The sequence below is a fragment of the Gordonia sp. NPDC003950 genome (assembly GCF_053605205.1).
Genome location: NZ_JBSGIT010000003.1, coordinates 209818 through 231762, shown reverse-complemented (window position 1 = coordinate 231762; position 21945 = coordinate 209818). Strand labels below are relative to the sequence as shown.

Here is a 21945-nt window from a genome sequence, read left to right as displayed (position 1 = left end):
GCCGGGAAGATTTCTCGTCATCGAGAATCGTGGAGATGAAGGGTTGTCATGCAACGAGATGTCGTCGTCATTGTCGGAGCCGGCGGGATGGGCCTGGCGATCGCGCGACGACAGGGTGGTGGCCGGCGCGTGCTGCTGTCGGACTTCAACGAGAAGGCACTCGACGCGCACGTGGCGACCCTGGCCGCGGAGGGATTCGACGTCAGCGGTCACCCGGTCGACGTGTCGTCCGTCGATTCCGTGTCGGCACTCGCCGCGCAGGCGACCGAACTCGGTTCCGTCACACAGGTGGTGTACACCGCGGGTCTCTCGCCGGTGCAGGCCTCCGCGGAGGCGATCCTCCACGTCGATCTGCTCGGTGTCGCCGCGTCGCTCGAGGCGTTCGGAGGCGTGATCGCGTCCGGCGGTACCGGCGTGGTGATCGCGAGCATGGCCGGCCACATGTTCCCGCCGCTCCCGGCGGATCAGGTCGCCGCTCTGGCCACCACCGCCGTCGCCGACCTGCTGAATCTGCCCACCCTCGGCGGTGAGGTGCGCACCAATCCGGCCCTGGCCTACGGAATTGCCAAGCAGGCCAACCACATTCGAGTGCGCGCCGCAGCCCGGACCTGGGGTGCGCGCGGCGCCCGGATCAACAGCATCTCCCCCGGGGTGATCGCCACCGCCATGGGTCAGGAAGAACTCGCCGGCCCCAGCGGCGAAGCGATGCGCGCGATGATCGCCTCATCGGGAACCGGGCGTGTGGGCACCGCCGACGACATCGCCGCCGCGGCAGCGTTTCTGCTCGGCCCGGACTCGTCGTTCGTCACCGGGACCGACCTACTGGTCGACGGCGGCGTCGTCGCCACGATCGGAACCCAGGGCTGAACCGTGCCGACACCGCCCACCGATACACCGCCCACCGACGTACCGTTCACCGAGCACCACTACGGCACCGTCACGGTTCTCACCGCGGCCAACGGTGGCGTGGTGCCCTACGGCAACAGCGTCGTCGTCCGGGGGTCTGAGGGCACCCTCGTCATCGACCCGTCGCTGGCGCTCGATCGCGATCCGGTCGGCGCGGATGCCGTCTTGATCAGTCACGCCCACGAGGACCACATCGCGGGGTTGCGTCACTTCGACGCTGACACCTACGCCCACGATCTCGACGCACCCGCCGTCGGGTCACTGGACGTCCTCATCGCCGGGTACGGCCTCGAGCCCGACGAACTCGAGGCCATGTCGAACGCGCTGCTCACCGACTACGGTCTGCCGGCCGAGCGGCCCGGTGTGATCGGCATCGATGCCGGTCACACCTTCGACCTCGGCGATCACACCGCGACCGTCATCCACCTTCCCGGCCACACCGCCGGTCACTGCGGGGTGCTCATCGAACCCGACGGGTTCCTCTACCTCGCCGACATCGATCTGACGTCTTTCGGCCCAATGTACGGCGACATGGGGTCGAGCGTCGACGACTTCCTGACCTCGATCGACCGGGTCGGCGAGATCGATGCCCGCTGGTACGGGACGTTTCACCACAAGGGAGTGGTCACCGGACGCGCGGAGTTCGCCACCCGGCTCGCCGCGTATCGCTCTCGCATCCTCGAACGCGAGGCGCGACTCGTGGAGTTCCTCGTCGAACCCCGCACCTTCGACGAGATCGTCGCCCACCGGCTCGTGTATCGCCCACACGTCGACCTACCATGGGTCAACGCCGTCGAACGTCGCACGGCCACAATGCATCTGGAGCGGCTCATCGGAGCCGGCGAGGTCGGCGAGGTCGAGCCCGGCCGATACTGCCGGACGTAGGGCTGTCTCCCATGGCAGCTGCGGGGATCCAGACCCGCAAGGGCAACTTAGAGACATGCCCTCGGGGTCACCGGCTGGGCCGGTTGCTCCTGGGGAGCGGTGTCGACCATGTCGTGGGTCATCCCGTAGGCCGCACGCAGGCGCGCCATCTCGACATCGCTGTCGGTGTAGGCCTGCGCGGTGAAGGCCTCGAGGCCGCCGGCCCGTTGGCCACCGGAAGACGAAGGCGCGCAGGCAGGTTGAACGTATTCACAAACTCCGGACGAGGGAGTCGGCGTTGAGCGAGGCGACGAACTCACGGTCGTACTCGTCGGGGCCCGGCGGGGTCAGTCGGTAGAACTCTTCGATGCGGCGATGATCGGCCGCGCACGTCGGATTCAGATGGTCGTCCGTGCCGATCACGTGACCGACGTAGCGCCGGAGGTGATAAATGTCGGCGAACCGGCCGAACGTGACGACGTGCAGCCAACTGCCAGGGTCGTCACGGCCACGGCCCAGCACGACGCAGTGAACTGAGAACATGCACACCACACGCCGACACACCGACACCGTCCTCGTCGTCACCGACGGCTCCCTGCGCGCGCACACCATCATCGATCAGGTCCTACGATCACACCGCAATCTGGTGGTCACCGGACGCCAGGCTCGCGACCTCGTCCCCTACATCGACGCCGGCGTCCACGATCGGGTCTGGGCGGTCGTCTGCGATCCGTCGGATCCCACCCAGATCGACTCGCTCATCGAACGCGCCACCGACATGATGGGACCGGTCATCATGGTCGTCGATCCCGCGGGCCAACTCCGCGACGTCGAGGCCGCGGATCGCCGCGTGGCCTGAGGCACCGCAGACAACCCGGCACTCGCAGACACGAGCACTGCCTGCGGGGCACCGATCGGCCGGTGATGCCGGCCGATCCCCTAGTCTGGCCGAATGCCGATCAACCGGATGCCGTCCCGGACACGACTGGCGGTCGCGGGCGTCCTCATCGCCGCCGCGGGCATCTGCTACTCCTCATGGGTTCTGGAATTCTTCTGGGCCACACCGCTGGATCCGCTGCGCAGCTTCCTCAGTGAACTCGACGCCGCTCACCGGCCGCACCGCAGTGTCTATGTCGCCGGCGACATCATCACCAGCATCTGTGCGCTGCTCGCTGCAGCCGTGCTGTGGATTCCGCGTCCGGCGGTCACCGGCGGTTACGGACGCGGTGGGGTGGTCGCCCTCGCCGTCTTCGGTGTCGCGACCATCACCGACGCGCTCTCACCGATCGAGTGCATCCCGAATGTCGACCCCAACTGCCCGTCCGAGCCCAGTGGTCTGCTCCCGCAGCTTCACCACGTCCACGCCATGACCAGCACGGTGGCGGTATTCGCGATCTTCGCCGCGATGATCCTGGCGGTGACCTCGGCGTGGCGCGAGGGCAACTGGCCGGTGCTGCGCGTGTGGGGACTCGCGGTGCTGGTGACCATCTCCGTCGCGACGGTGTGGATGCTCGCCGCCGACAACGCCCACGGCGACTACCGACTCGGCCTCGCCCAGCGCATCCAGGTCGGCGGGATGTCACTCTTCCTGGTGTTGTGGGGTGCCGCTGTGCTGTGGGGTGGCACAGCGGCCGGTCAGCGCCGTCGGCATCGCGTTCGGGCGAGAGGTATCACCGCAGATCGATGACGCTCGGATCGGAGTCGGTGGCGTAGAGCAACTCGATGTGCTCGGCGTACTTGTCGGCGATCGGCTTGCGTCGCAGCTTCATCGTCGGGGTCAGTTCGGCACCGCCCGGCTCCCACGCGGCGGGGACGATGGTGAGTCGCTTCACCTGTTCGACGCGGGAGAGTTTTCCGTTCCCGGTCCGGACGGCGGTCACCACCTCCTCGACCACCTTCGGGTGCGACGACAGCGCGGCGATGTCGGCGTCGGGCATGTTCAGCGCCTTGGCGCGGGCAGCGGCGGCGTCGGGATCGAGAACAACGAGCGCGGAGACGAACGGTTTGGCGTCGCCGATGGCGACCACCTGACCGATCAGGGACGACGCCGCCTTCATCGCGTTCTCGATGTTGGTGGGCGACATGTTCTTTCCCGCCTCGTTGATGATGAGTTCTTTCTTCCGGTCGACGATCCGAACGTGGCCGGCGCCGTCGATCTCGGCGATGTCGCCGGTGGCGAGCCAACCGTCGGCGTCGATGGTATCGGCGGTCTTGTCGGGCTGTTTACGATAGCCCCGCATCACCACGGCACCGCGGATGAGCAGTTCCCCGTCGTCGGCGAGTTTCACCTCGACACCCGACACCGGCTTGCCGACGGTACCGATCGCCATGTCGTCCGGGGTGGTCATCGTGGAGACACCGGTGGTCTCCGACATGCCCCACACCTCGAGCACCGGAATACCCAGCCCCAGGAAGAACTGCAACACCTCGGCCGGGATGGCCGCCGCACCCGACCCGGCGAAGGTGATCTGGTCCATGCCGATGGCCTCGCGGACCTTGTGCAGCACCAGCTTGTCGGCGAGCCCGTGTTGCAGCCCGGCCACGACTCCCTGTGACGTGCCGTCCAATTGGGCCTGGGCCGCGGCCGCTCCCCGCGCGACCGCCCAGGCGCCCAGATTCTTCTTGATCGGGCTCGTCTCCTCGGCCAGCTTGGCCTCGATCCCGGCGCGGATTTTCTGCCAGACACGCGGGACGCCGAAGAAGAATGTGGGACGCACCTCGGGGAGTGCCGCGGCGATCTCGCGGGGATCGGCGACGGTGGTCACCTGGATGCCGCGGGCCATGTTGGCCGCGTGTGAGGACACCCTGTCGGCGATGTGTGCGGCCGGCAGGTAGGAGATCACCCGATCGTCGAAGCCGACGTCGACAACCTCTGCGAGAGAAGCGAGTTCGGCGACGATGTTGCGATGGGTGATCTCCACACCCTTGGGCGGGCCGGTGGTTCCCGAGGTGTAGATGAGGGTGGCGAGGTCCTCGGGTTCCACCGCTTGCCATGCCGCGGTGAAATCGAAGTCCGCTGAACCCGACCCCTCCAGTTCGTCAAGGGTGATCGCACCGCCGGCCGGACCGTCGACCACGACGATGGTGTCCACGGAGGTGCTTGCCGCCTTGATCGCCGGCAGGAACACCTGCTCGGTGATGACGATGCGGTTCTCGGCGTTGCCGAAGAGGTACTCGATCTGGTCGGGTGAACTCGTGTTGTAGATCGAGAACGGGATGGCTCCCAGGTGTAAGGCGGCGGTGTCGACGAGGTGAAACTCGGGCCGGTTGGTGAGCATGATGCCGACGGTGTCGCCGCGGGCAACACCCACGGCGGCGAGACCGCGTGCGATGGCCTTGACCCGTCGGCCGTATTCGGCCCAGCTGATCTCGGTGATACCGCCGACGGTGCGCAACGCGACCTTGGTCGGGTGCAGTGCGATCGAGGCCTGGAAGGCCGCGGGCAAGGTCGCGACGTCGACGCCGCTCTCGTGCGGAAAGGTGATGATTTCGGACTTGGACATCGTGAACCCCCCGGAAGGCTGCTGACAGTGTTGCTCATCACACTAGTCAGCAGTCCACGGTTTCTGGAGGCTTCGGCCGATTTGGTAATGCAAAGGTAAAAACACCAGGTGGAACTGTCTCACCTGAGGTGCATCGGAGTCGGCGTGGCTGGCTACTTCTTGGGCGGGAAGTACTTGATCAGGGCCTCCTGCACGACCGAAGTGGCCAGCGTGCCGTCGCGCATCCAGAACCGTCCGGAACCCATGCCACGGGACCCGGTGGCCACCGGTGAGCGGGTGGCGTAAAGCATCCATTCGTCGAAGCGGAAGTCGCGGTGGAACCACATCGAATGGTTGACGGTCGCCGCGAACAGGCGGTCGATTCCCCAGGACAGTCCGTGGGTGGTGATGATCGAGTCGAGCACGGTGGTGTCGGAGGCGTAGCACATTGCGGCGACGTGCATGATCGGGTCGTCGGGCATCTGGCCGTCGGTCTTCATCCAGACGCGGTTGTCGCGCAGGGTCTCCCCGGCTTCGCGCATCTTCCATGACGGGTCGTTGGCGAAGCGGATGTCGATGGGGTGCAGTGCGTCGACAAAGGTCGCGATCCGATCCTCGAAACCTTTGAAATGGTCACCGAGAGTGGGCAATTCCTCCGGGTAGGGCACCTGCGGGATCTCCACGGCATGTTCGAGACCGGCGGTGTTGTCCTGGAATGCGACGAGCATTGTGAAGATCTCTTCGTCGTTCTGCTTCGCGGTCACCTGGCGGTTGGCGAACGACTTGCCGTCGCGGAAACGGTCGACGTGATACTCCATCGGCTGGTTGACGTCACCGCCGCGGATGAAGTGTGCATGCAGGGCGTGCACGGGCGGGTTTCCCCGCGTCAGGGTACGAGCCGCGGCGACGACACCCTGTCCGAGCATCTGCCCACCGAAGGTGCGCGCGGTCTTCTGTTCCGGGTGCTGGCCGATGAAGAGGTTCTCGTCGCGTTGGTCGACATCGAGCAGTTGGAGCAGCTTGCCGAGGTCACCGGCCACTTCCGCAGTCATGACCTAGAGCCTAGGACGTGAAGACGAGGCCACCGCCCCCAGGCCGCCCCGACCTTGCCCATTTCTAGCACCCCAGACGCCAACGCGTCGACAAAACCGCAGGTCACCGGACGTGGCTACGTCAGAAATGGCTAGAAATGGGCAACGCCCCCGCCACGCTCACCGGGCGCGCCGCGTCTGCACGACGAAGGGCGAGGAGCGAAGCGACGAGGAGGAAGACGCGGTCCTTTGGCCCGCGGCACGGCGGACGGAGTCCGCGCCAATGACTCAGTGGTCCTGTTCGCCGATCCGGTGGACGTGGATCATGTTGGTCGATCCGACGGTTCCGGGTGGGGCGCCGGCGACGATGACGACGACGTCACCGACGTTGAGGCGTCCGATGCGGAGCAGTTGGTGATCGACCTGGTCGATCATGTGGTCGGTGGTGTCGACGTGGTCGACGATGAAGGTTTCGGTTCCCCAGCTGAGGGCTAGTTGAGATCGGACCGCCTGGGTCGGGGTGAAGGCCAGGAGAGGTAGGCGGGAGTGGAGGCGGGCGAGGCGTTTGACGGTGTCGCCGGATTGGGTGAAGGCGACCATGGCCTTGACCTCGAGCCGTTCTCCGATGTCGCGGGCGGCGTAGGAGATGATGCCGCGTTTGGTGCGGGGAACGTGTGAGAGCGGTGGTACGTCCCGTGATCCACCTTCGACGGCCTTGCAGATGCGGGTCATCGTCTGGACGGTTTCGATGGGCCATTTGCCGACGGAGGTTTCACCGGAGAGCATGACGGCGTCGGCGCCGTCGAGTACGGCGTTGGCGACGTCGGAGGCCTCGGCGCGGGTGGGGCGTGAGTTCTCGATCATCGAGTCGAGCATCTGGGTTGCGACGATGACCGGCTTGGCGTTCTCGCGCGCCATCTGGATGGCTCGCTTCTGGACGAGTGGCACTTGTTCGAGGGGAAGTTCCACGCCGAGGTCACCGCGGGCGACCATGACGCCGTCGAAGGCCAGGACGATGGCTTCGAGGTTGTCAACGGCTTCCGGCTTTTCCAGTTTGGCGATCACGGGGACGCGTCGGCCGACGCGGTCCATCACCTCGTGGACGAGTTCGATGTCGGCGGGTCCGCGGACGAAGGACAGTGCGACGAGGTCGACGCCGAGGGTGAGTGCGAACTCGAGGTCGCTGATGTCTCTGTCGCTGAGCGCGGGGATCGAGGTTTTGACGCCGGGCAGGTTGAGGCCCTTGTTGTTGCTGACGGGGCCGCCTTCGGTGACGGTGCAGACGACGTCGTTGCCGTCGATCGCGATGACCGACAGTCCGACCTTGCCGTCATCGACGAGGAGTCGGTCACCGACCTGCGCGTCGAGGGCGAGTTCTTTGTAGGTCGTGGACACACGGTCGTGGGTGCCGACGACGTCGTCGACGGTGATTCGTACTTCCTCACCGGTCGCCCACATCACCTCGCCGTTGAGGGCTCCGTCGTCGACGAACTTCCCGAGGCGGATCTTCGGGCCCTGAAGGTCGGCGAGGATGCCGACGGCCTTCTCGACGGAGTCGCTGGCGCGGCGGACGCGGTCGTAGACCAACCGGTGATCGTCGTGGCTGCCGTGACTGAAGTTCAGTCGCGCCACGTCCATTCCCGCTTCAACGAGTTCTTTGAGACGTTCCTCGCTGTTGGTCGCGGGGCCCAGGGTGCAAACGATCTTGGTACGGCGTGTCACGGTGATCACCTTAGTCCCGTCGTGGTGGCTTCTCTATGGGAAGTGACGACTCGTCATCACCCCGCCACTCGGCGTTCGGGCGGGGCCCGAGGTCATCGCCGGTGGCAACGGTTCATTGTGTTCATGACCTCACACCGCGGCCGGGCGTGCCGAGGTGTGAGGTCTGGGCTACTCCGCGGTCAGCGCACCGACAGGGGCAACGCAGCCGGCCGCACCGGCGACGGCAGGTCCGAGGCGCCCATGAGGAACTCGTCCACCGATCGTGCCACCGAACGTCCCTCGGCGATGGCCCACACGACCAGAGATGCGCCGCGGTGGGCGTCTCCGCACACGTAGACGCCGGGTGCGTCGGTCTGCCAGTCACTTCCGCAGGACAGGGCACCACGGCGGTTGGGTTCGATCTGCAGGTCGTCGAGGAGGGGGCCTCGCTCGACTCCGGCGAAACCGATGGCGAAAAGCGCCAATTCACAGGGGATTTCGAATTCCTCGCTGACCGGGGTGATGACGCGGCGGCCGTCGGCCTCGCGGACTACCTCGACCTCGGCGAGGACCATGGTGGTCACGTTGCCGTCGTCGTCACCCAGGAAGCGTTGCACCGCAACCTGATACTTGCGGTCGCCGCCTTCGGCGTGGGCACTGGAGGTGCGCATGATGAGCGGCCAGGTGGGCCAAGGTGAGCGGGTGTCGTCCCGATCCGATGGCAGTTCGGGGTTGTAATCCAACTGCACCACCGAGGCCGCGCCCTGGCGGTGTGCCGTGCCGAGGCAGTCGGCTCCCGTGTCGCCGCCACCGATGATCACCACGTGCTTGCCCTTGGCGGTGATCGGCGACGGTCCGTCACCCTCGCATTCGCGGTTGGCGGGCACCAGGTGCTCCATCGCCAGGTGCACGCCGTTGAGTTCCCGACCGGGGACCGGGTTGTCGCGGGCGGCCATCGCACCGATGGCGAGGACCACCGCGTCGTGCCGGGCGCGGAGGTCGGCGACGCTCAGGTCTGTCCCGACGGCGCAGCTGGTGACGAATTCGGTTCCCTCCGCGCGCATCTGGGCGACGCGTCGGTCGATGTCGGACTTCTGCAGCTTGTACTCCGGGATGCCGTAACGCAGCAGGCCGCCGATCCGGTCGTCACGTTCGTACACGGTGACGTCGTGACCGGCGCGGGTCAGCTGCTGGGCGGCGGCGAGCCCGGCGGGTCCGGAACCGACGACGGCCACGGACTTACCGGTCTTGATCGCCGGCGGTTCGGGCCCGATGATGCCTTCGGCCCAGGACTCGTGGGCGATGGTCTTCTCGATTCGCTTGATGGTGACACTGCCGCCGGTGGTCGGCTCCGAGATGGACAGCACGCAGGCCGCCTCGCACGGCGCCGGGCACACCATGCCGGTGAACTCGGGGAAGTTGTTGGTGGCGTGCAGGCGTGCGCTGGCCGCGTCCCAGCGGCCACGACGGACCAGGTCGTTCCATTCCGGGATGAGGTTGCCCAGCGGGCAGCCCGCGGTTCCGGAGTGGCAGAACGGGATTCCGCAGTCCATGCAGCGCCGTGCCTGGTCGCTCACCTCAGCGAGCACCTTCAGCGGATTGTCGGCGTGTTCGTAGACGTCGCCCCAGTCATGTACGCGTTCGGCGACGGGCCGATACTTCGCTTCCTTCTTCGAGATTTCCAGGAATCCGCGTGGGTCAGCCACGAGCCGCCTCCATGATCGCTGAATCAACGTCGCGCCCTTCGGCTTCGGCCATGCGGGCCGCGTCGAGGACACGTTTGTAATCGGTCGGCATGACCTTGGTGAAGGCCAGGCATCGACGCGGCCAGTCGGCCAGCATCGAGGCGCCGATCGCCGAACCGGTCAGTTCGGTGTGTTTGGCGATGTGTTCGTGCAACCACTGCAGGTCGTCGGGGTCGGGCCGCATCAACTCGACCATCGCCGAGTTGACCTTCGACGGATCGAGGTCGTAGACGAAGGCGATACCGCCCGACATTCCGGCGGCCATGTTGCGTCCGGTCGCGCCGAGAATGACCACCCGTCCGCCGGTCATGTACTCGCAGGCGTGGTCGCCGACGCCTTCGACGACCGCGGTCGCACCCGAGTTGCGGACCGAGAACCGCTCCCCGACCTTTCCGCGCAGGTACACCTCACCCGACGTCGCGCCGTACAGGATGGTGTTGCCTGCGATCACCTGATCCTCGGCGATGAACCACGCCTCGGGGTCGGGTGCGACGACGATCTTCCCGCCGCACAGTCCCTTTCCGACGTAGTCGTTGGTGTCGCCGCTGAGATTGATGGTCACGCCCGGCGGCAGGAACGCGCCGAGCGACTGGCCCGCCGAGCCGGTCAGTTTGACGGTGATGGTGTCCTCGGAGAGTCCTTCGGCACCGTAGCGGCGGGTGACCTCCGCACCGAGAAGCGTGCCGACGGTGCGGTTGACGTTGCGGACCGGCAATTCGAGGGTGACCGGGTGGGCGTCCTCGAGTGCGCCTTCGGCGAGTTGGATCATGGTCTGGTCGAGCGCCTTGTCGAGGCCGTGATCCTGACCGCGCACGCGACGGGTGGGGCCCTTGTCCTCGACGCGACGGAAGATCGGACTCAGGTCGAGACCCTTGCTCTTCCAGTGCGCCACAGCCGAATCGGTGTGCAGGCGCTGCGACTGACCGATCGCCTCGTCGAGTGTGCGGTAGCCGAGCTGGGCGAGATACTTGCGGACGTCCTCGGCGATGAACCGGAAGAAGTTGACCAGGTGTTCGGCCTGACCGGTGAAGCGCGAACGCAATTGGGGGTTCTGCGTCGCGACACCGACCGGACAGGTGTCGAGGTGGCAGACCCGCATCATGATGCAGCCGGTGACGATCAGCGGTGCGGTGGAGAATCCGTACTCCTCGGCACCGAGCAGCGCCGCCATGATGACGTCGCGTCCGGTGCGCAGCGCGCCGTCGCACTGAACCGTGATGCGATCACGTAATCCGTTGAGCATCAACGTCTGCTGAGCATCGGCCAGGCCGATCTCCCACGGCGTGCCGGCGTGCTTGAGCGAGGTCAGCGGCGACGCGCCGGTGCCGCCGTCGTATCCGGAGATCAGCACCACATCGGCGTGCGCCTTGGACACGCCGGTGGCAACGGTGCCGACACCGACGGCCGACACCAGTTTGACGTGGATCCGGGCGTCGGAGTTGGCGTTCTTCAGGTCGTGGATCAGCTGGGCGAGATCCTCGATGGAGTAGATGTCGTGATGTGGCGGCGGCGAGATCAGGGCGACCCCGGGGGTGGAGTGCCGCGTCTTGGCGATCCACGGGTACACCTTGTAGGCCGGAAGTTGGCCACCCTCACCGGGTTTCGCACCCTGTGCCATCTTGATCTGGATGTCGGTGGCGTTGATCAGGTAATCGCTGGTGACACCGAACCGGCCGGAGGCGACCTGCTTGACGGCGCTGCGTCGTTCCGGATCGTAGAGGCGGTCGGTGTCCTCGCCACCCTCACCGGAATTCGACCGTCCGCCAATGCGATTCATCGCGATCGCGATCGTCTCGTGGGCCTCGGCGGAGATCGACCCGTAGCTCATCGCGCCGGTGTTGAAGCGCTTCATGATCGCTTCGACCGGTTCGACCTCGTCGAGCGGAATCGGATCCTTTGCGCCGAGATCGAACTCGAAGAGCCCGCGCAGTGTGCCGCCCTTGCGGGACTGTGCGTCGACCTTGTCGGAGTACTCCTGGAAGACCTCGTCACGCCCGGTCTTGGTGGCGTGCTGCAGCAGGAACACCGTCTCGGGGGTGAACATGTGCAGTTCCCCCTCACGCCGGTACTGGTACTCGCCGCCGACCTCAAGACGCCGATAGACCTGTTCGGTGGCGTTCTCCGGGAAGGCGCGATGATGCCGGAGGCGGACCTCTTCGGCGAGTTCGTCGAGGCCCACCCCCTCGAGGCGAGACACGGTGCGGGTGAAGTATTCCTTGACCACCGCCGAGGACAGGCCCACCGCCTCGAATGCCTGCGACGCGGTGTATGAGCTGATGGTGGAGATACCCATCTTGCTCATCACCTTGAGCACGCCCTTGCCGAGCGCCTCGATGTAGTTGCGGATCGCCTTGCTCGGTGCGACACCGGTCAGTTCACCCTCGGTGATGAGGTCCTCGATCGATTCGAGGGCCAGGTACGGATTGACCGCGGCGGCACCGAAACCGATCAGCAACGCGATGTGGTGGACTTCGCGGGCGTCACCGGACTCGACGATCAACGCGACCTTGGTGCGCTCCTTGGTGCGGACAAGGTGGTGGTGGACCGCCGAGACCGCCAGCAGCGACGGGATCGGCGCATGTTCGCGGTCAGAGTGACGGTCGGAGATGACCAGGGTACGGTGCCCCTCGGCGATCGCCTGCGACGACCGGGTCCGCAGATCCTCCAACGCGGCCGCCAGACCCGGCCCGCCGTCTGCCACCTCGTAGAGACCGTGCAGCACCTTGGCCGACAGCCCCGGGTTGTCGCCGTCGTCGTTGATGTGCACGAGCTTGGCCAGATCATCGTTGTCGATGACCGGCCAGTGCAGCTGGATCTGCCGGCACGACGCGGCGGTCGGGTCGAGCAGATTCTGCTCGGGCCCCATCACACGGGCCATCGAGGTGACGATCTCCTCGCGGATCGCGTCCAACGGAGGGTTGGTGACCTGGGCGAACAGTTCGACGAAGTAGTCGTAGAGCAACCGCGACCGCTGCGACATGACGGCCACCGGGGTGTCGGTGCCCATCGAACCGAGTGGTTCGTAGCCGGAGGCCGCCATCGGGGTGAGCAGAACCCGCAGGTCCTCCTCGGTGTATCCGAAGGTGACCTGACGCCGCACGACGGTGTCGTGGTTGGGCTTGTACACCGGCCGGCTCGGCAGCGTCGCGATGTCGAGTAGGCCGGAGTGCAGCCACTCGTCGTAGGGCTCGGCGTGGATCAGATCCCCCTTGACCTCCTCGTCGGGGATGATGCGTCCCTGCGCGGTGTCGACGAGGAACATCTTGCCGGGCTCGAGGCGGCCCTTGGAGACGACGTCGTCGACCGGTACGTCGAGGACCCCGGCCTCGGAGGCCAGGATCACGCGGCCGTCGCGGGTCTGCCACCAGCGACCCGGGCGCAGGCCGTTGCGGTCGAGGACCGCGCCGACCACCGTGCCGTCGGTGAAGGTCACACAGGCCGGTCCGTCCCACGCCTCCATCAGAGACCCGTTGAACTGGAGGAAAGCTCGACGCTTGGGATCCATCACGGGCACGTTCTCCCACGCCTCGGGGACCATCAGCATCACCGCATGCGGCACGCTGCGACCACCGAGATGGAGCAATTCGAGGACCTCGTCGAGGGAGGCCGAGTCGGAGGCCTCGGGCGTGCAGATCGGGAACGCGCGTTTGAGATCGCCCGGGATCAGATCGGTGTCCAGGAGTGCCTCGCGGGCACGCATCCGGTTGCGGTTGCCGCGGACGGTATTGATCTCGCCGTTGTGGGCGACGAACCGGAACGGATGCGCGAGCGGCCACGACGGGAACGTGTTGGTGGAAAACCGCGAGTGGACGATGGCGATGGCGCTCATGCACCGCTCGTCGCGCAGATCCGGGTAGTACAGCGGCAGCTGCATCGTGGTGAGCATGCCTTTGTAGACCATCGTCCGGCTCGACAACGACGGGAAGTACAGGCCGGTACCCGCTTCCTCGATGTCGGCGGTGACGCGTTCGGCCTGCTTGCGGAACGGGTAGATCGCGCGGTCGAGATCGATGCCGCCCAGGCGCGGACTTCCGGTGGCCGGGTCGACGGTCACGAACAGTTGCGCCATGTACGGCATGCAGTCGACAGCGGTTTCGCCGATGTCCGCGCCTTCGACGTCGACGGGCAGTTCACGCCATCCGAGCACGGTGATGCCCTCGTCGGCCGCGAGATCGGTGACCCGCGCCATCGCGACCTCACGCAGTGCCGGGTCCGCGGGCAGGAAGCAGTTGCCGGCCGCATAGGTGTTGGAACCGTCCGGGTTGGCCGGTGGCAGGTCGAAATCTACCGAGCCACGCAACAATTCGTCGGGTAGTTGAATCAGGATGCCCGCGCCGTCACCGCTGTTCGCCTCGGCGCCCGCCGCTCCACGGTGTTCCAGGTTCTCGAGAGCCAGCAGGCCGTCGGCAACGATCGAGTGAGAGCGACGTCCATGGATATTGGTGACCATCGCCACGCCACATGAATCGACCTCTGCCTCGGGGTCGTACAGTCCCTGCTTCGCCGGAAGCGCCGAAAACAACATCACTACCTCCACTGGATTCGAGTCGAATCGCATGCATGATGTCCTTTGGGACAGCGCTGGCCCGTGGAGCAATGTGTCCGTTCCGCGGACATGGGCTGCCGCAAACGGTGAGACTCCACCTTATCTGACGCGCGGCGATGGTGCGCTCGTTGCAGTCGGCGCGGCAGACGTTGTCCGACAGTGCAGTCGGACGGTCATGCCAGACGGGCACGTCGGACTGTGACGTCGGACAGTGACCGCGGGCGTCGTCAGGAGTCGGAAGACCGTTGGTCCGCGGATTCGGCGGGCGGCGTCGCGTTCGCCGAGGCTGCGGGATCGCGGTCGGCATCATCGCCCGATTGCTCGGTGTCGGGCTCCGCGTCGGTGTCGGGCTCCGCGTCGGTGTCAGGCTCCACGTCGGTGTCAGGCTCCGCGTCGGTGTCAGGCTCCGCGGCCGTGTCCGATTCGGGCGGCGTCCAGGCCGTCGCGTCGGCGACCTCACCGGTGCCCTCGATGATCTCCGAGTCGTCGACCGGGTCATCGACGTGGATCACGTCGGCCTCAGACTCGGGGGCATCGGAAGAGCTGTCAGTGACCTCGGGAGCGCCGTCAACGTCCGACTGAGCGCCGTCAGTGACCTCGAGAGCGCCGTCAACGTCCGACTGAGCGCTGTCAGTGACCTCGAGAGCGCCGTCAACGTCCGACTGAGCGCTGTCAGTGTCCTCGGGAGCGCCGTCAACGTCCGACTGAGCGCTGTCAGTGTTCTCGGGAGCGCTGTCAGTGTCCACGAGAGCGCCGTCAACGTCGGACAGAGCGCCGTCAGTGTCCTCGGGAGCGCTGTCAACGTCCGACTGAGCGCTGTCAGTGACCTCGGGAGCGCTGTCAGTGTTCTCGGGAGCGCTGTCGGTGTCGGACTCGACGGCACGTTCCTCGTCGGCCTCTGCCAGGCCCTTGGCGATCACCTGGGTATCCGTCGCGTCGTCGCCGGCATCGGTTGTCTGCGCGTCGTCGTCGAACTCCTCGGTGTCCATTACCTCGTCTACCTCGTCGGCCTGAACCTGGGTGTCCTCGTCGTCCTGGGTGTCCTCGTCGTCCTCGTCGTACTCGTACTCGTCGACGTATCCGACGGCGCCGAGCGCCTCGAGTTCCTCGGCGCGGCCCGCGTGGTACATCTCCAGACCACGTTCACGGCCCTTGGTCGCCACCACGAAGTAGATGGCTGCCGCCACAAACAGCAATGCCGAGGTGAAGACGTTGATACGGATTCCCGCGATGAAGGTGTAGACGGTGTCCGAGCGCAACAACTCGACGATGAACCGGCCGGCGCAGTAGCCGGCGACATACAGGGCGAACAGACGCCCGTGGCCGATGCGGAACTGGCGATCGATCAGCACCAGGGCCAGCACGATCAGCAGATTCCACACCATCTCGTAGAGGAAGGTGGGATGGACTATCGCGTACACCTGACCGGTCGAGGTGCCGTTGATGAGTCCGGGACCGGTTTGATAGCCGTCGGAACGTTCAAAGATCTCCAGGCCCCACGGGACGGTCGTGTCGCGCCCGTACAGTTCCTGATTGAAGTAGTTGCCGAGGCGACCGATGGCCTGTGCGAGCAGAATCGGCGGGGCGATCGCATCGCCGAAGGCCGGCAACTTGATCCCGTGTCGGCGACACCCGATCCAGGCGCCCAGGGCACCGAAGATCACCGCGCCCCAGATTCCGAGACCACCGTCCCAGATTCGGAGGGTGTCGATGGGCGACTTCCCACCATCGCCGAAGTAGATCTGCCAGTCGGTGAGGACGTGATAGATCCGGCCACCGATCAATCCGAACGGGACGGCCCAGATCGCGACGTCGAGGACCTCACCGGGCTGTCCCCCGCGTGCGATCCACCGGCGGTCCCCCCACCAGACGGCCAGGATGATGCCGACGATGATGCATAGCGCATAGGCACGTACCGGGACCGGGCCCAGATGCCACACACCCTGCGGTGGACTCGGGATGTAGGCGAGCAACGTCGTTGTCGGCGCGATCACGCCTGACACCCTAGCCGACCGCTGACGGCCTGCTCACCGCGGTGGGGTCGGATGCGCAACACCATCGGCGAGCTCGGAAACCAGCGCACGCAAGGCACCCGGGCTCTGCTCGGCAGCACTGACCAGTGCCGATCCGACGATGACGCCGTCGGCGTAGGACGCGATCTCGGCGGCCTGCGCACCGCTGCGGACACCGAGTCCGACGCCGATCGGGATGTCGGAATACTCCCGCACCCGCGCGCACAGTTCGGGCGCCGCGTTCGACACGGTGGTCCGGGCACCGGTGACACCCATCGTCGATGCCGCGTAGACGAATCCGCGGCACGAGTCGATGGTCAGGGCGAGCCGTTCCGGGGTCGAGGACGGCGCGACCAGGTAGATGCGGTCCAGGCCGTACTCGTCGGAGGCGACGTGCCATGGCTGGCCCTCCTCCGGAATCAGGTTGGGGGTGATCAGTCCGGCTCCGCCGGCTTCGGCGAGATCATGGGCGAAGCGTTCGACGCCGTACTGCAGGATCGGATTCCAGTAGCTCATCACCACCGCCTGCCCACCCGCATCGGTGATGGCGCGGACCGCGGTGAACACGTCCCGGACCCGCACCCCGTTGGTCAATGCCAGGTCGGCGGCTTCCTGGATGGTCGGGCCGTCCATCACCGGATCCGAATAGGGGATGCCGACCTCGATGATGTCGCAGCCCGCCTCGACCATCGTGGTGAACGAATCGATCGACGCGGCGACAGTCGGGTACCCGACGGGCAGGTAGCCGATGAGCGCCGCGCGACCCTGCTCGCGGCACTTCTCGAAGACCGGCGACAGCCGGGACGGACCGACGTGGGCGATGGTGCTCGGGGTCATCGGGCGTGCGCTCCTTCGGATGTGTCGGTGTCGGTCGGCTCGTCGAACAGGTGGAACCATCGCGCGGCGGTGTCGACATCCTTGTCACCGCGACCCGAGAGGCTGACGACGATGATCGCGCCCTCACCCAACTCACGGCCGAGCTTGAGGGAGCCGGCCACCGCATGCGCCGATTCGATCGCGGGAATGATGCCCTCGGTACGGCTCAGCAGCGCCAACGCCTCCATCGCCTCGGTGTCGGTGATCGGCTGATACTCCGCCCGCCCGATGTCCTTGAGGTAGGCATGCTCGGGTCCGACCCCTGGATAGTCCAAACCGGCCGAGATCGAATGCGATTCGATGGTCTGGCCGTCCTCGTCCTGCAGCAGGTAGGAAAAGGCGCCCTGGAACGCACCGGGAGTACCGCCGGTGAATGTGGCCGCGTGCCGGCCGGTCTCGACGCCGTCGCCGGCCGCCTCGTAGCCGACCAATCGCACACCGGTGTCGTCGATGAACGGATGGAAGATGCCGATGGCGTTGGAGCCGCCGCCGATACACGCGGTCACCGCGTCGGGCAGGCGTCCGGCCTGCTCGAGGATCTGAGCACGGGCCTCGAGTCCGACGATGCGTTGCAGATCGCGGACCAGCATCGGGAACGGATGTGGGCCCGCCGCGGTACCGAAACAGTAATAGGTGTTGTGCGCATTGGTGACCCAATCACGCAGTGCCTCGTTGATGGCGTCCTTCAGCGTGGCCGAGCCGGTGTCGACGGCGATGACCGACGCGCCGAGCAGCCGCATCCGGGCGACGTTGAGTGCCTGTCGTTCGGTGTCGACGCGGCCCATGTAGATGATGCATTCCATGCCGAAGAGGGCACATCCGGTGGCGGTGGCGACGCCGTGCTGGCCCGCGCCCGTCTCGGCGATGATGCGTGACTTGCCCATCCGGCGCGCCAGCAGCAACTGCCCGAGCACGTTGTTGATCTTGTGAGATCCGGTGTGGTTGAGGTCTTCTCGCTTGAGGAAGATCCGCGCTCCGCCGGCCTCCGAGCTCAGCCGGGTCGCCTCGTACAGCGGCGACGGGCGCCCGACGTAATCGCGTTGCAGCCGATCGAGTTCGGTGAGGAAGCCATCGTCGCTGCGCAGCTTCTCATACGAGGTGGTGACGTCATCGATGACGGCCATCAACGCCTCGGGGACGTGCCGGCCACCGTACTCCCCGAAATGCCCGCCCTCGTCGGGTTCGATCGACGTGCGGGTTGCCACACCCTTACTGGCCGTAGGAAATTCGATCGTCACAGGAGACCTCACTGCAGTCACGTCACCACGGCCGCATCCGGCGTACGCCGAATGAGGCTGTCAGCGAACAGGTTTCGGACAAGATGGATGGGTTCCGGCGGTCACCAGCTCGGACACCGCGGTGCGCGGGTCACCGCTGGTCACCAACCCTTCGCCCACCAGTACCGCGTCGGCGCCGGCACCCGCGAACGCCAGCAGGTCGGCGGTACCACGAACGCCGGATTCGGCGACGCGGATGACCTTGGTGGGGAGCCCCGGGGCGATCCGCGAGAAATTGTCACGGTCGACCTCGAGGGTCTTGAGATTGCGATTGTTGACGCCCACCACCGACGCACCCGCTTCGAGTGCGCGATTGGCCTCGTCCTCGGTGTGCACCTCGACGAGTGCCGTCATGCCCAGACTCTCGGTGCGGTCGAGCAGCGACGCCAACACATTCTGTTCCAGCGCGGCGACGATCAGCAGGATCATGTCCGCACCGTGGGCGCGGGCCTCGTGGATCTGGTACGGCCCGACGATGAAGTCCTTGCGCAGCACCGGAATGTTCACCGCGGCACGCACCGCGTCGAGGTCGGCGAGAGAGCCGCGGAATCGTCGCTCCTCGGTCAGCACGCTGATGATGCGCGCGCCACCGGCCTCGTAGGCGGTGGCCAATTCGGCCGGATCGGCGATGGTCGCCAGATCACCCTTCGACGGGCTGGCGCGCTTCACCTCGGCGATCACCCCGATACCGGGCTGTCGGAGCGCGGCCATCACGTCTTTGGGGTCGGTGGCCTGCTCGGAGGCCGCTTTGACGGCGGCGTAATCGACGACCGCTTCACGCGCGGCGACGTCGGCCTTGACTCCCTCGATGATCGACTCGAGGACGTTCGGCATGCTCACGACAGCTGGTTACCTTTCGACGATCTTGCCTCCACCAGGGTAGACGGACGCCTCGGAGCCATCGTGACCGGGGCGAACATCAGGCGGATCGGCCGCGGGACGGGCCCATCACCGCTGATCGGTGGGATCGATGCCGGTGTCGAGCGCGTCCCACATCATGCGTTCGTTGGCCTGCTTTCCGGTGGCGGCGGTGCCGTCGGTCGCCGAGTTGTCGGCGTCCTCCGCGTTATCGGCGGCGGCCTTGCGTCGTTTGTGCTCGGCGAAGATCTCCCGTTCGAGTTCCTCCCGCCGTGCCGCCGGCGTGGTGTACTTCGACGACATCGCCGCACCGGAGGCGGCGCGCAGCAGCAGAATGCCCGCCAGCACGCAGCAGACGGTACCGGCGATGACGACCGCGGCAACCCAGCCGTTGGTCGTGGTCAGTCGCACCACGTACTTGTCGGCCAGGTCGATGGCCCGCGCCGCATACAGTGAATCCGACGAACTGGTCACCATCGACAACGCCGGGAACGCCGCCAGCAGGCCGCCCACGGCCACCAGCACGGCGAGCACCCGCAACCCCCAGCCGCGCAACGAGAACGCCGCGAGGATCGCCGCCAGCAACACCAGTGCCAGCGGGGTCAGCCACGGACTCCAGTCGGCACCTTTGACGGTCATGTAACGGTCCGGGGACATGCCGTCGCCGGCGAACACCGTCGCCCACGTCAGCCGCGACGACACCCAGAACAACAGGGCGCCCAGTCCCAGCAGAATCGCCGCGATGATCTTGGTGCGTCGCACGCGGGCGGCCCGGGTGGTGGTCGTGTCGGCGGTGTCGGTCGTGTCCGTGCCGGCGGCGCCTGCCGGTTCGGTGGTGCCGTCCGGATCGGTGGGTGTGGAGTCGTCAGTCATCGTCGGAGATCTCCGCGACGCCGCCGCCGGTGGCGGTGCCGACGCGTCGCATCGTCGACGCCGCCGCCACCGCGTTCAGGACGGCGGTCGCCTTGTTTCGTGCCTCGTTGTATTCGTAGTCCGGGTCGGAGTCGGCCACCACGCCACCGCCGGCCTGCACGTATGCCCGTCCCCGCGACATCAGGGCCGTGCGGATGGCGATGGCGGTGTCGGCGTTGCCGGCGAAGTCGAGGTAGCCGACGATGCCGCCGTACAGACCGCGACGGGTGAGTTCGTGTTCGTCGATCAGTTCCATCGCCCGCACCTTGGGCGCGCCGGTGAGAGTTCCCGCGGGGAAGCAGGCGGTGACGGCGTCGAGTGCGTTCTTGTCGTCGCGCAGGGTCCCCGACACCGTCGACACCAGGTGCATCACGTGGCTGTATCGCTCGATGTGCCGGTAGTCGCTGACCTTCACCGTGCCCGGTCGGCACACCCGGCCGAGGTCGTTGCGGCCGAGGTCGACGAGCATCAGGTGTTCGGCGTTCTCCTTCTCGTCCTCGATCAGACCCTTCCCGAGGAGCTGGTCTTCCTCCTCGGTCGCGCCACGCCATCGGGTACCGGCGATCGGGTGCGTGGTGGCGACCCGGTCGTGCACCGTCACCAGGGCCTCCGGGCTGGATCCGACCACGGTGAACGGGTCGCCGTTGATGCCGGGGATGCGCAGCAGATACATGTACGGGCTGGGATTGGATGCTCGCAGCACGCGGTACACGTCGAGGGGGTCGGCGTCGCTGTCGATTTCGAAACGCATCGACGGCACCACCTGGAACGCCTCACCGGCCTCGATCTCGCCGACCAGGTCACGCACGATCTCGTGATACTCCTCGCGGCTGCGCTGGACCCGGTAGTCGGGTGTCGGGTGGTCGAACAACGACACCGTCGAGGGGGCAGGGGCGGCGAGGGCCTCGGTCATCCGGTCGAGACGTTGAAGGGCGTCGGCGTAGGCCTGTTCGACGCGGTCGTCGGAACCGTCCCAGTTCACCGCGTTGGCGATCAGGGTGATCGTCCCCTCGTGGTGATCGACAGCGGCGAGATCGGTGGCCAACAGCATCATCAGGTCGGGCAGATGCAGATCGTCGACGGTGGTCTCGGGCAGACGCTCCAACCGGCGCACCATGTCGTAGGCCATGAACCCGACGAATCCGCCGGTCAGCGGCGGCATGTCGGGCAGCGGATCGGTGGCCAGCAGACGCAACGATTCGGCCAGCACGGTCAGCGGATCGCCGTCGACCGGGGCTCCGGCCGGAACCGCACCCCACCAGCTCGCCTTGCCGTCGACGACGGTCAGCGCCGACGGTGCGCCGGCACCGATGAACGACCACCGCGACCAGCTGCGTCCGTTCTCCGCGGACTCCAGCAGGAAGGTGCCCTCGCGGTCTCCGGCGAGCTTGCGGTATGCCGACAGCGGGGTCTCCGAATCGGCCAGCACCTTGCGGGTCACCGGCACCACCCGGTGATCGGCGGCGAGGTCGAGGAACTCCGCGAGGGTCGTGGTCGTGGCGTGATCGGCCGCGGCTCGGTGGGAGCCGGCGTGCTCGTCGGCGGCAGTGTCGCTCATCCGAGGGGCTCTCCGCCCACGCCCCACTGGCCCCGCGGGATCTCGTTGATCGTGACCCACACCGAGTCGGGATTCTTGCCGGTGGCACGGGCGTAGGCGTCGGTGACCGCGGCGATCGTCTCGCGCTTGACCCGGTCTGACAATCCGGGGGTTTGCGAGATCTGGATCAGTGGCATG

At 66.6% G+C, this 21945-nt stretch carries 17 protein-coding genes; 4 read left to right on the top strand and 13 right to left on the bottom strand.

From position 1 onward, the window contains the following. Positions 1-48 precede the first annotated feature (48 nt). Together ACWETB_RS04090 and ACWETB_RS04085 are read left to right on the top strand one after the other, a co-directional pair. Positions 49-867: an SDR family oxidoreductase gene (locus ACWETB_RS04090; RefSeq protein ID WP_452209444.1), complete on the top strand. Its 819-nt coding sequence runs from the start codon at positions 49-51 to the stop codon at positions 865-867. Positions 868-870: 3 nt separating this feature from the next. Then, positions 871-1791 carry an MBL fold metallo-hydrolase gene (locus ACWETB_RS04085; RefSeq protein ID WP_452209442.1) on the top strand — a complete coding sequence of 307 codons (921 nt, stop codon included), beginning with the start codon at positions 871-873 and terminating at the stop codon, positions 1789-1791. A 249-nt stretch (positions 1792-2040) separates the two neighbouring features. On the opposite strand, the gene ACWETB_RS04080 is transcribed toward ACWETB_RS04085, so the two are convergent. Further along, a complete protein-coding gene (locus ACWETB_RS04080) occupies positions 2041-2313 on the bottom strand; it encodes a hypothetical protein (RefSeq protein WP_452209440.1) in 273 nt (90 codons plus the stop codon). Between ACWETB_RS04080 and ACWETB_RS04075 the strand changes: the two genes are divergently transcribed. Continuing rightward, positions 2312-2629, top strand: coding sequence for a hypothetical protein (locus tag ACWETB_RS04075; protein ID WP_452209438.1), 318 nt, complete (start codon positions 2312-2314; stop codon positions 2627-2629). The genes ACWETB_RS04080 and ACWETB_RS04075 overlap by 2 nt on opposite strands. Before the next feature lie 93 nt (positions 2630-2722). Further along, on the top strand, positions 2723-3457 hold the full coding sequence (locus tag ACWETB_RS04070; protein WP_452209436.1) for a DUF998 domain-containing protein: 735 nt from the start codon (positions 2723-2725) through the stop codon (positions 3455-3457). Here ACWETB_RS04070 and ACWETB_RS04065 read toward each other — a convergent pair. The 12 genes from ACWETB_RS04065 to ACWETB_RS04010 form a co-directional block, all read right to left on the bottom strand. Beyond that, positions 3441-5273: an AMP-dependent synthetase/ligase gene (locus ACWETB_RS04065; protein WP_452209434.1), complete on the bottom strand. Its 1833-nt coding sequence runs from the start codon at positions 5271-5273 to the stop codon at positions 3441-3443. The genes ACWETB_RS04070 and ACWETB_RS04065 overlap by 17 nt on opposite strands. 152 nt (positions 5274-5425) lie before the next feature. After that, positions 5426-6304 (bottom strand): acyl-CoA thioesterase, encoded by an 879-nt coding sequence (locus ACWETB_RS04060; RefSeq protein ID WP_452209432.1) that lies wholly within the window; start codon positions 6302-6304, stop codon positions 5426-5428. Positions 6305-6571: 267 nt separating this feature from the next. Then, a complete protein-coding gene (pyk, locus tag ACWETB_RS04055; protein ID WP_449743950.1) occupies positions 6572-8005 on the bottom strand; it encodes a pyruvate kinase in 1434 nt (477 codons plus the stop codon). 179 nt (positions 8006-8184) lie between these two features. Further along, positions 8185-9690: a glutamate synthase subunit beta gene (locus ACWETB_RS04050; RefSeq protein WP_449743949.1), complete on the bottom strand. Its 1506-nt coding sequence runs from the start codon at positions 9688-9690 to the stop codon at positions 8185-8187. Then, positions 9683-14254 (bottom strand): glutamate synthase large subunit, encoded by a 4572-nt coding sequence (gene gltB / locus ACWETB_RS04045; RefSeq protein ID WP_452209430.1) that lies wholly within the window; start codon positions 14252-14254, stop codon positions 9683-9685. Before gltB ends, ACWETB_RS04050 begins: the two co-directional genes overlap by 8 nt. A 248-nt stretch (positions 14255-14502) precedes the next feature. After that, entirely contained in the window at positions 14503-16269 is a 1767-nt protein-coding gene (gene lgt, locus ACWETB_RS04040) for a prolipoprotein diacylglyceryl transferase (RefSeq protein ID WP_452209428.1), read from the bottom strand. A gap of 33 nt (positions 16270-16302) precedes the next feature. Further along, on the bottom strand, positions 16303-17124 hold the full coding sequence (trpA, locus tag ACWETB_RS04035; protein ID WP_452209426.1) for a tryptophan synthase subunit alpha: 822 nt from the start codon (positions 17122-17124) through the stop codon (positions 16303-16305). Further along, the gene (gene trpB, locus ACWETB_RS04030; RefSeq protein ID WP_452209424.1) at positions 17121-18401 is read right to left on the bottom strand and encodes a tryptophan synthase subunit beta; all 1281 of its coding nucleotides are present in this window, start codon (positions 18399-18401) and stop codon (positions 17121-17123) included. The genes trpA and trpB overlap by 4 nt, the downstream gene beginning before the upstream one ends. Positions 18402-18461: 60 nt before the next feature. Beyond that, positions 18462-19280 carry an indole-3-glycerol phosphate synthase TrpC gene (trpC, locus tag ACWETB_RS04025; protein WP_452209422.1) on the bottom strand — a complete coding sequence of 273 codons (819 nt, stop codon included), beginning with the start codon at positions 19278-19280 and terminating at the stop codon, positions 18462-18464. Between the two features lie 108 nt (positions 19281-19388). Beyond that, a complete protein-coding gene (locus ACWETB_RS04020; protein WP_452209420.1) occupies positions 19389-20171 on the bottom strand; it encodes a TIGR02234 family membrane protein in 783 nt (260 codons plus the stop codon). After that, positions 20164-21768, bottom strand: a complete 1605-nt coding sequence (locus ACWETB_RS04015; protein ID WP_348804017.1) for an anthranilate synthase component I — start codon at positions 21766-21768, stop codon at positions 20164-20166. The genes ACWETB_RS04020 and ACWETB_RS04015 overlap by 8 nt, the downstream gene beginning before the upstream one ends. Continuing rightward, positions 21765-21944, bottom strand: coding sequence for a tautomerase family protein (locus ACWETB_RS04010; RefSeq protein WP_348804019.1), 180 nt, complete (start codon positions 21942-21944; stop codon positions 21765-21767). Before ACWETB_RS04010 ends, ACWETB_RS04015 begins: the two co-directional genes overlap by 4 nt. Position 21945: the final 1 nt, after the last annotated feature.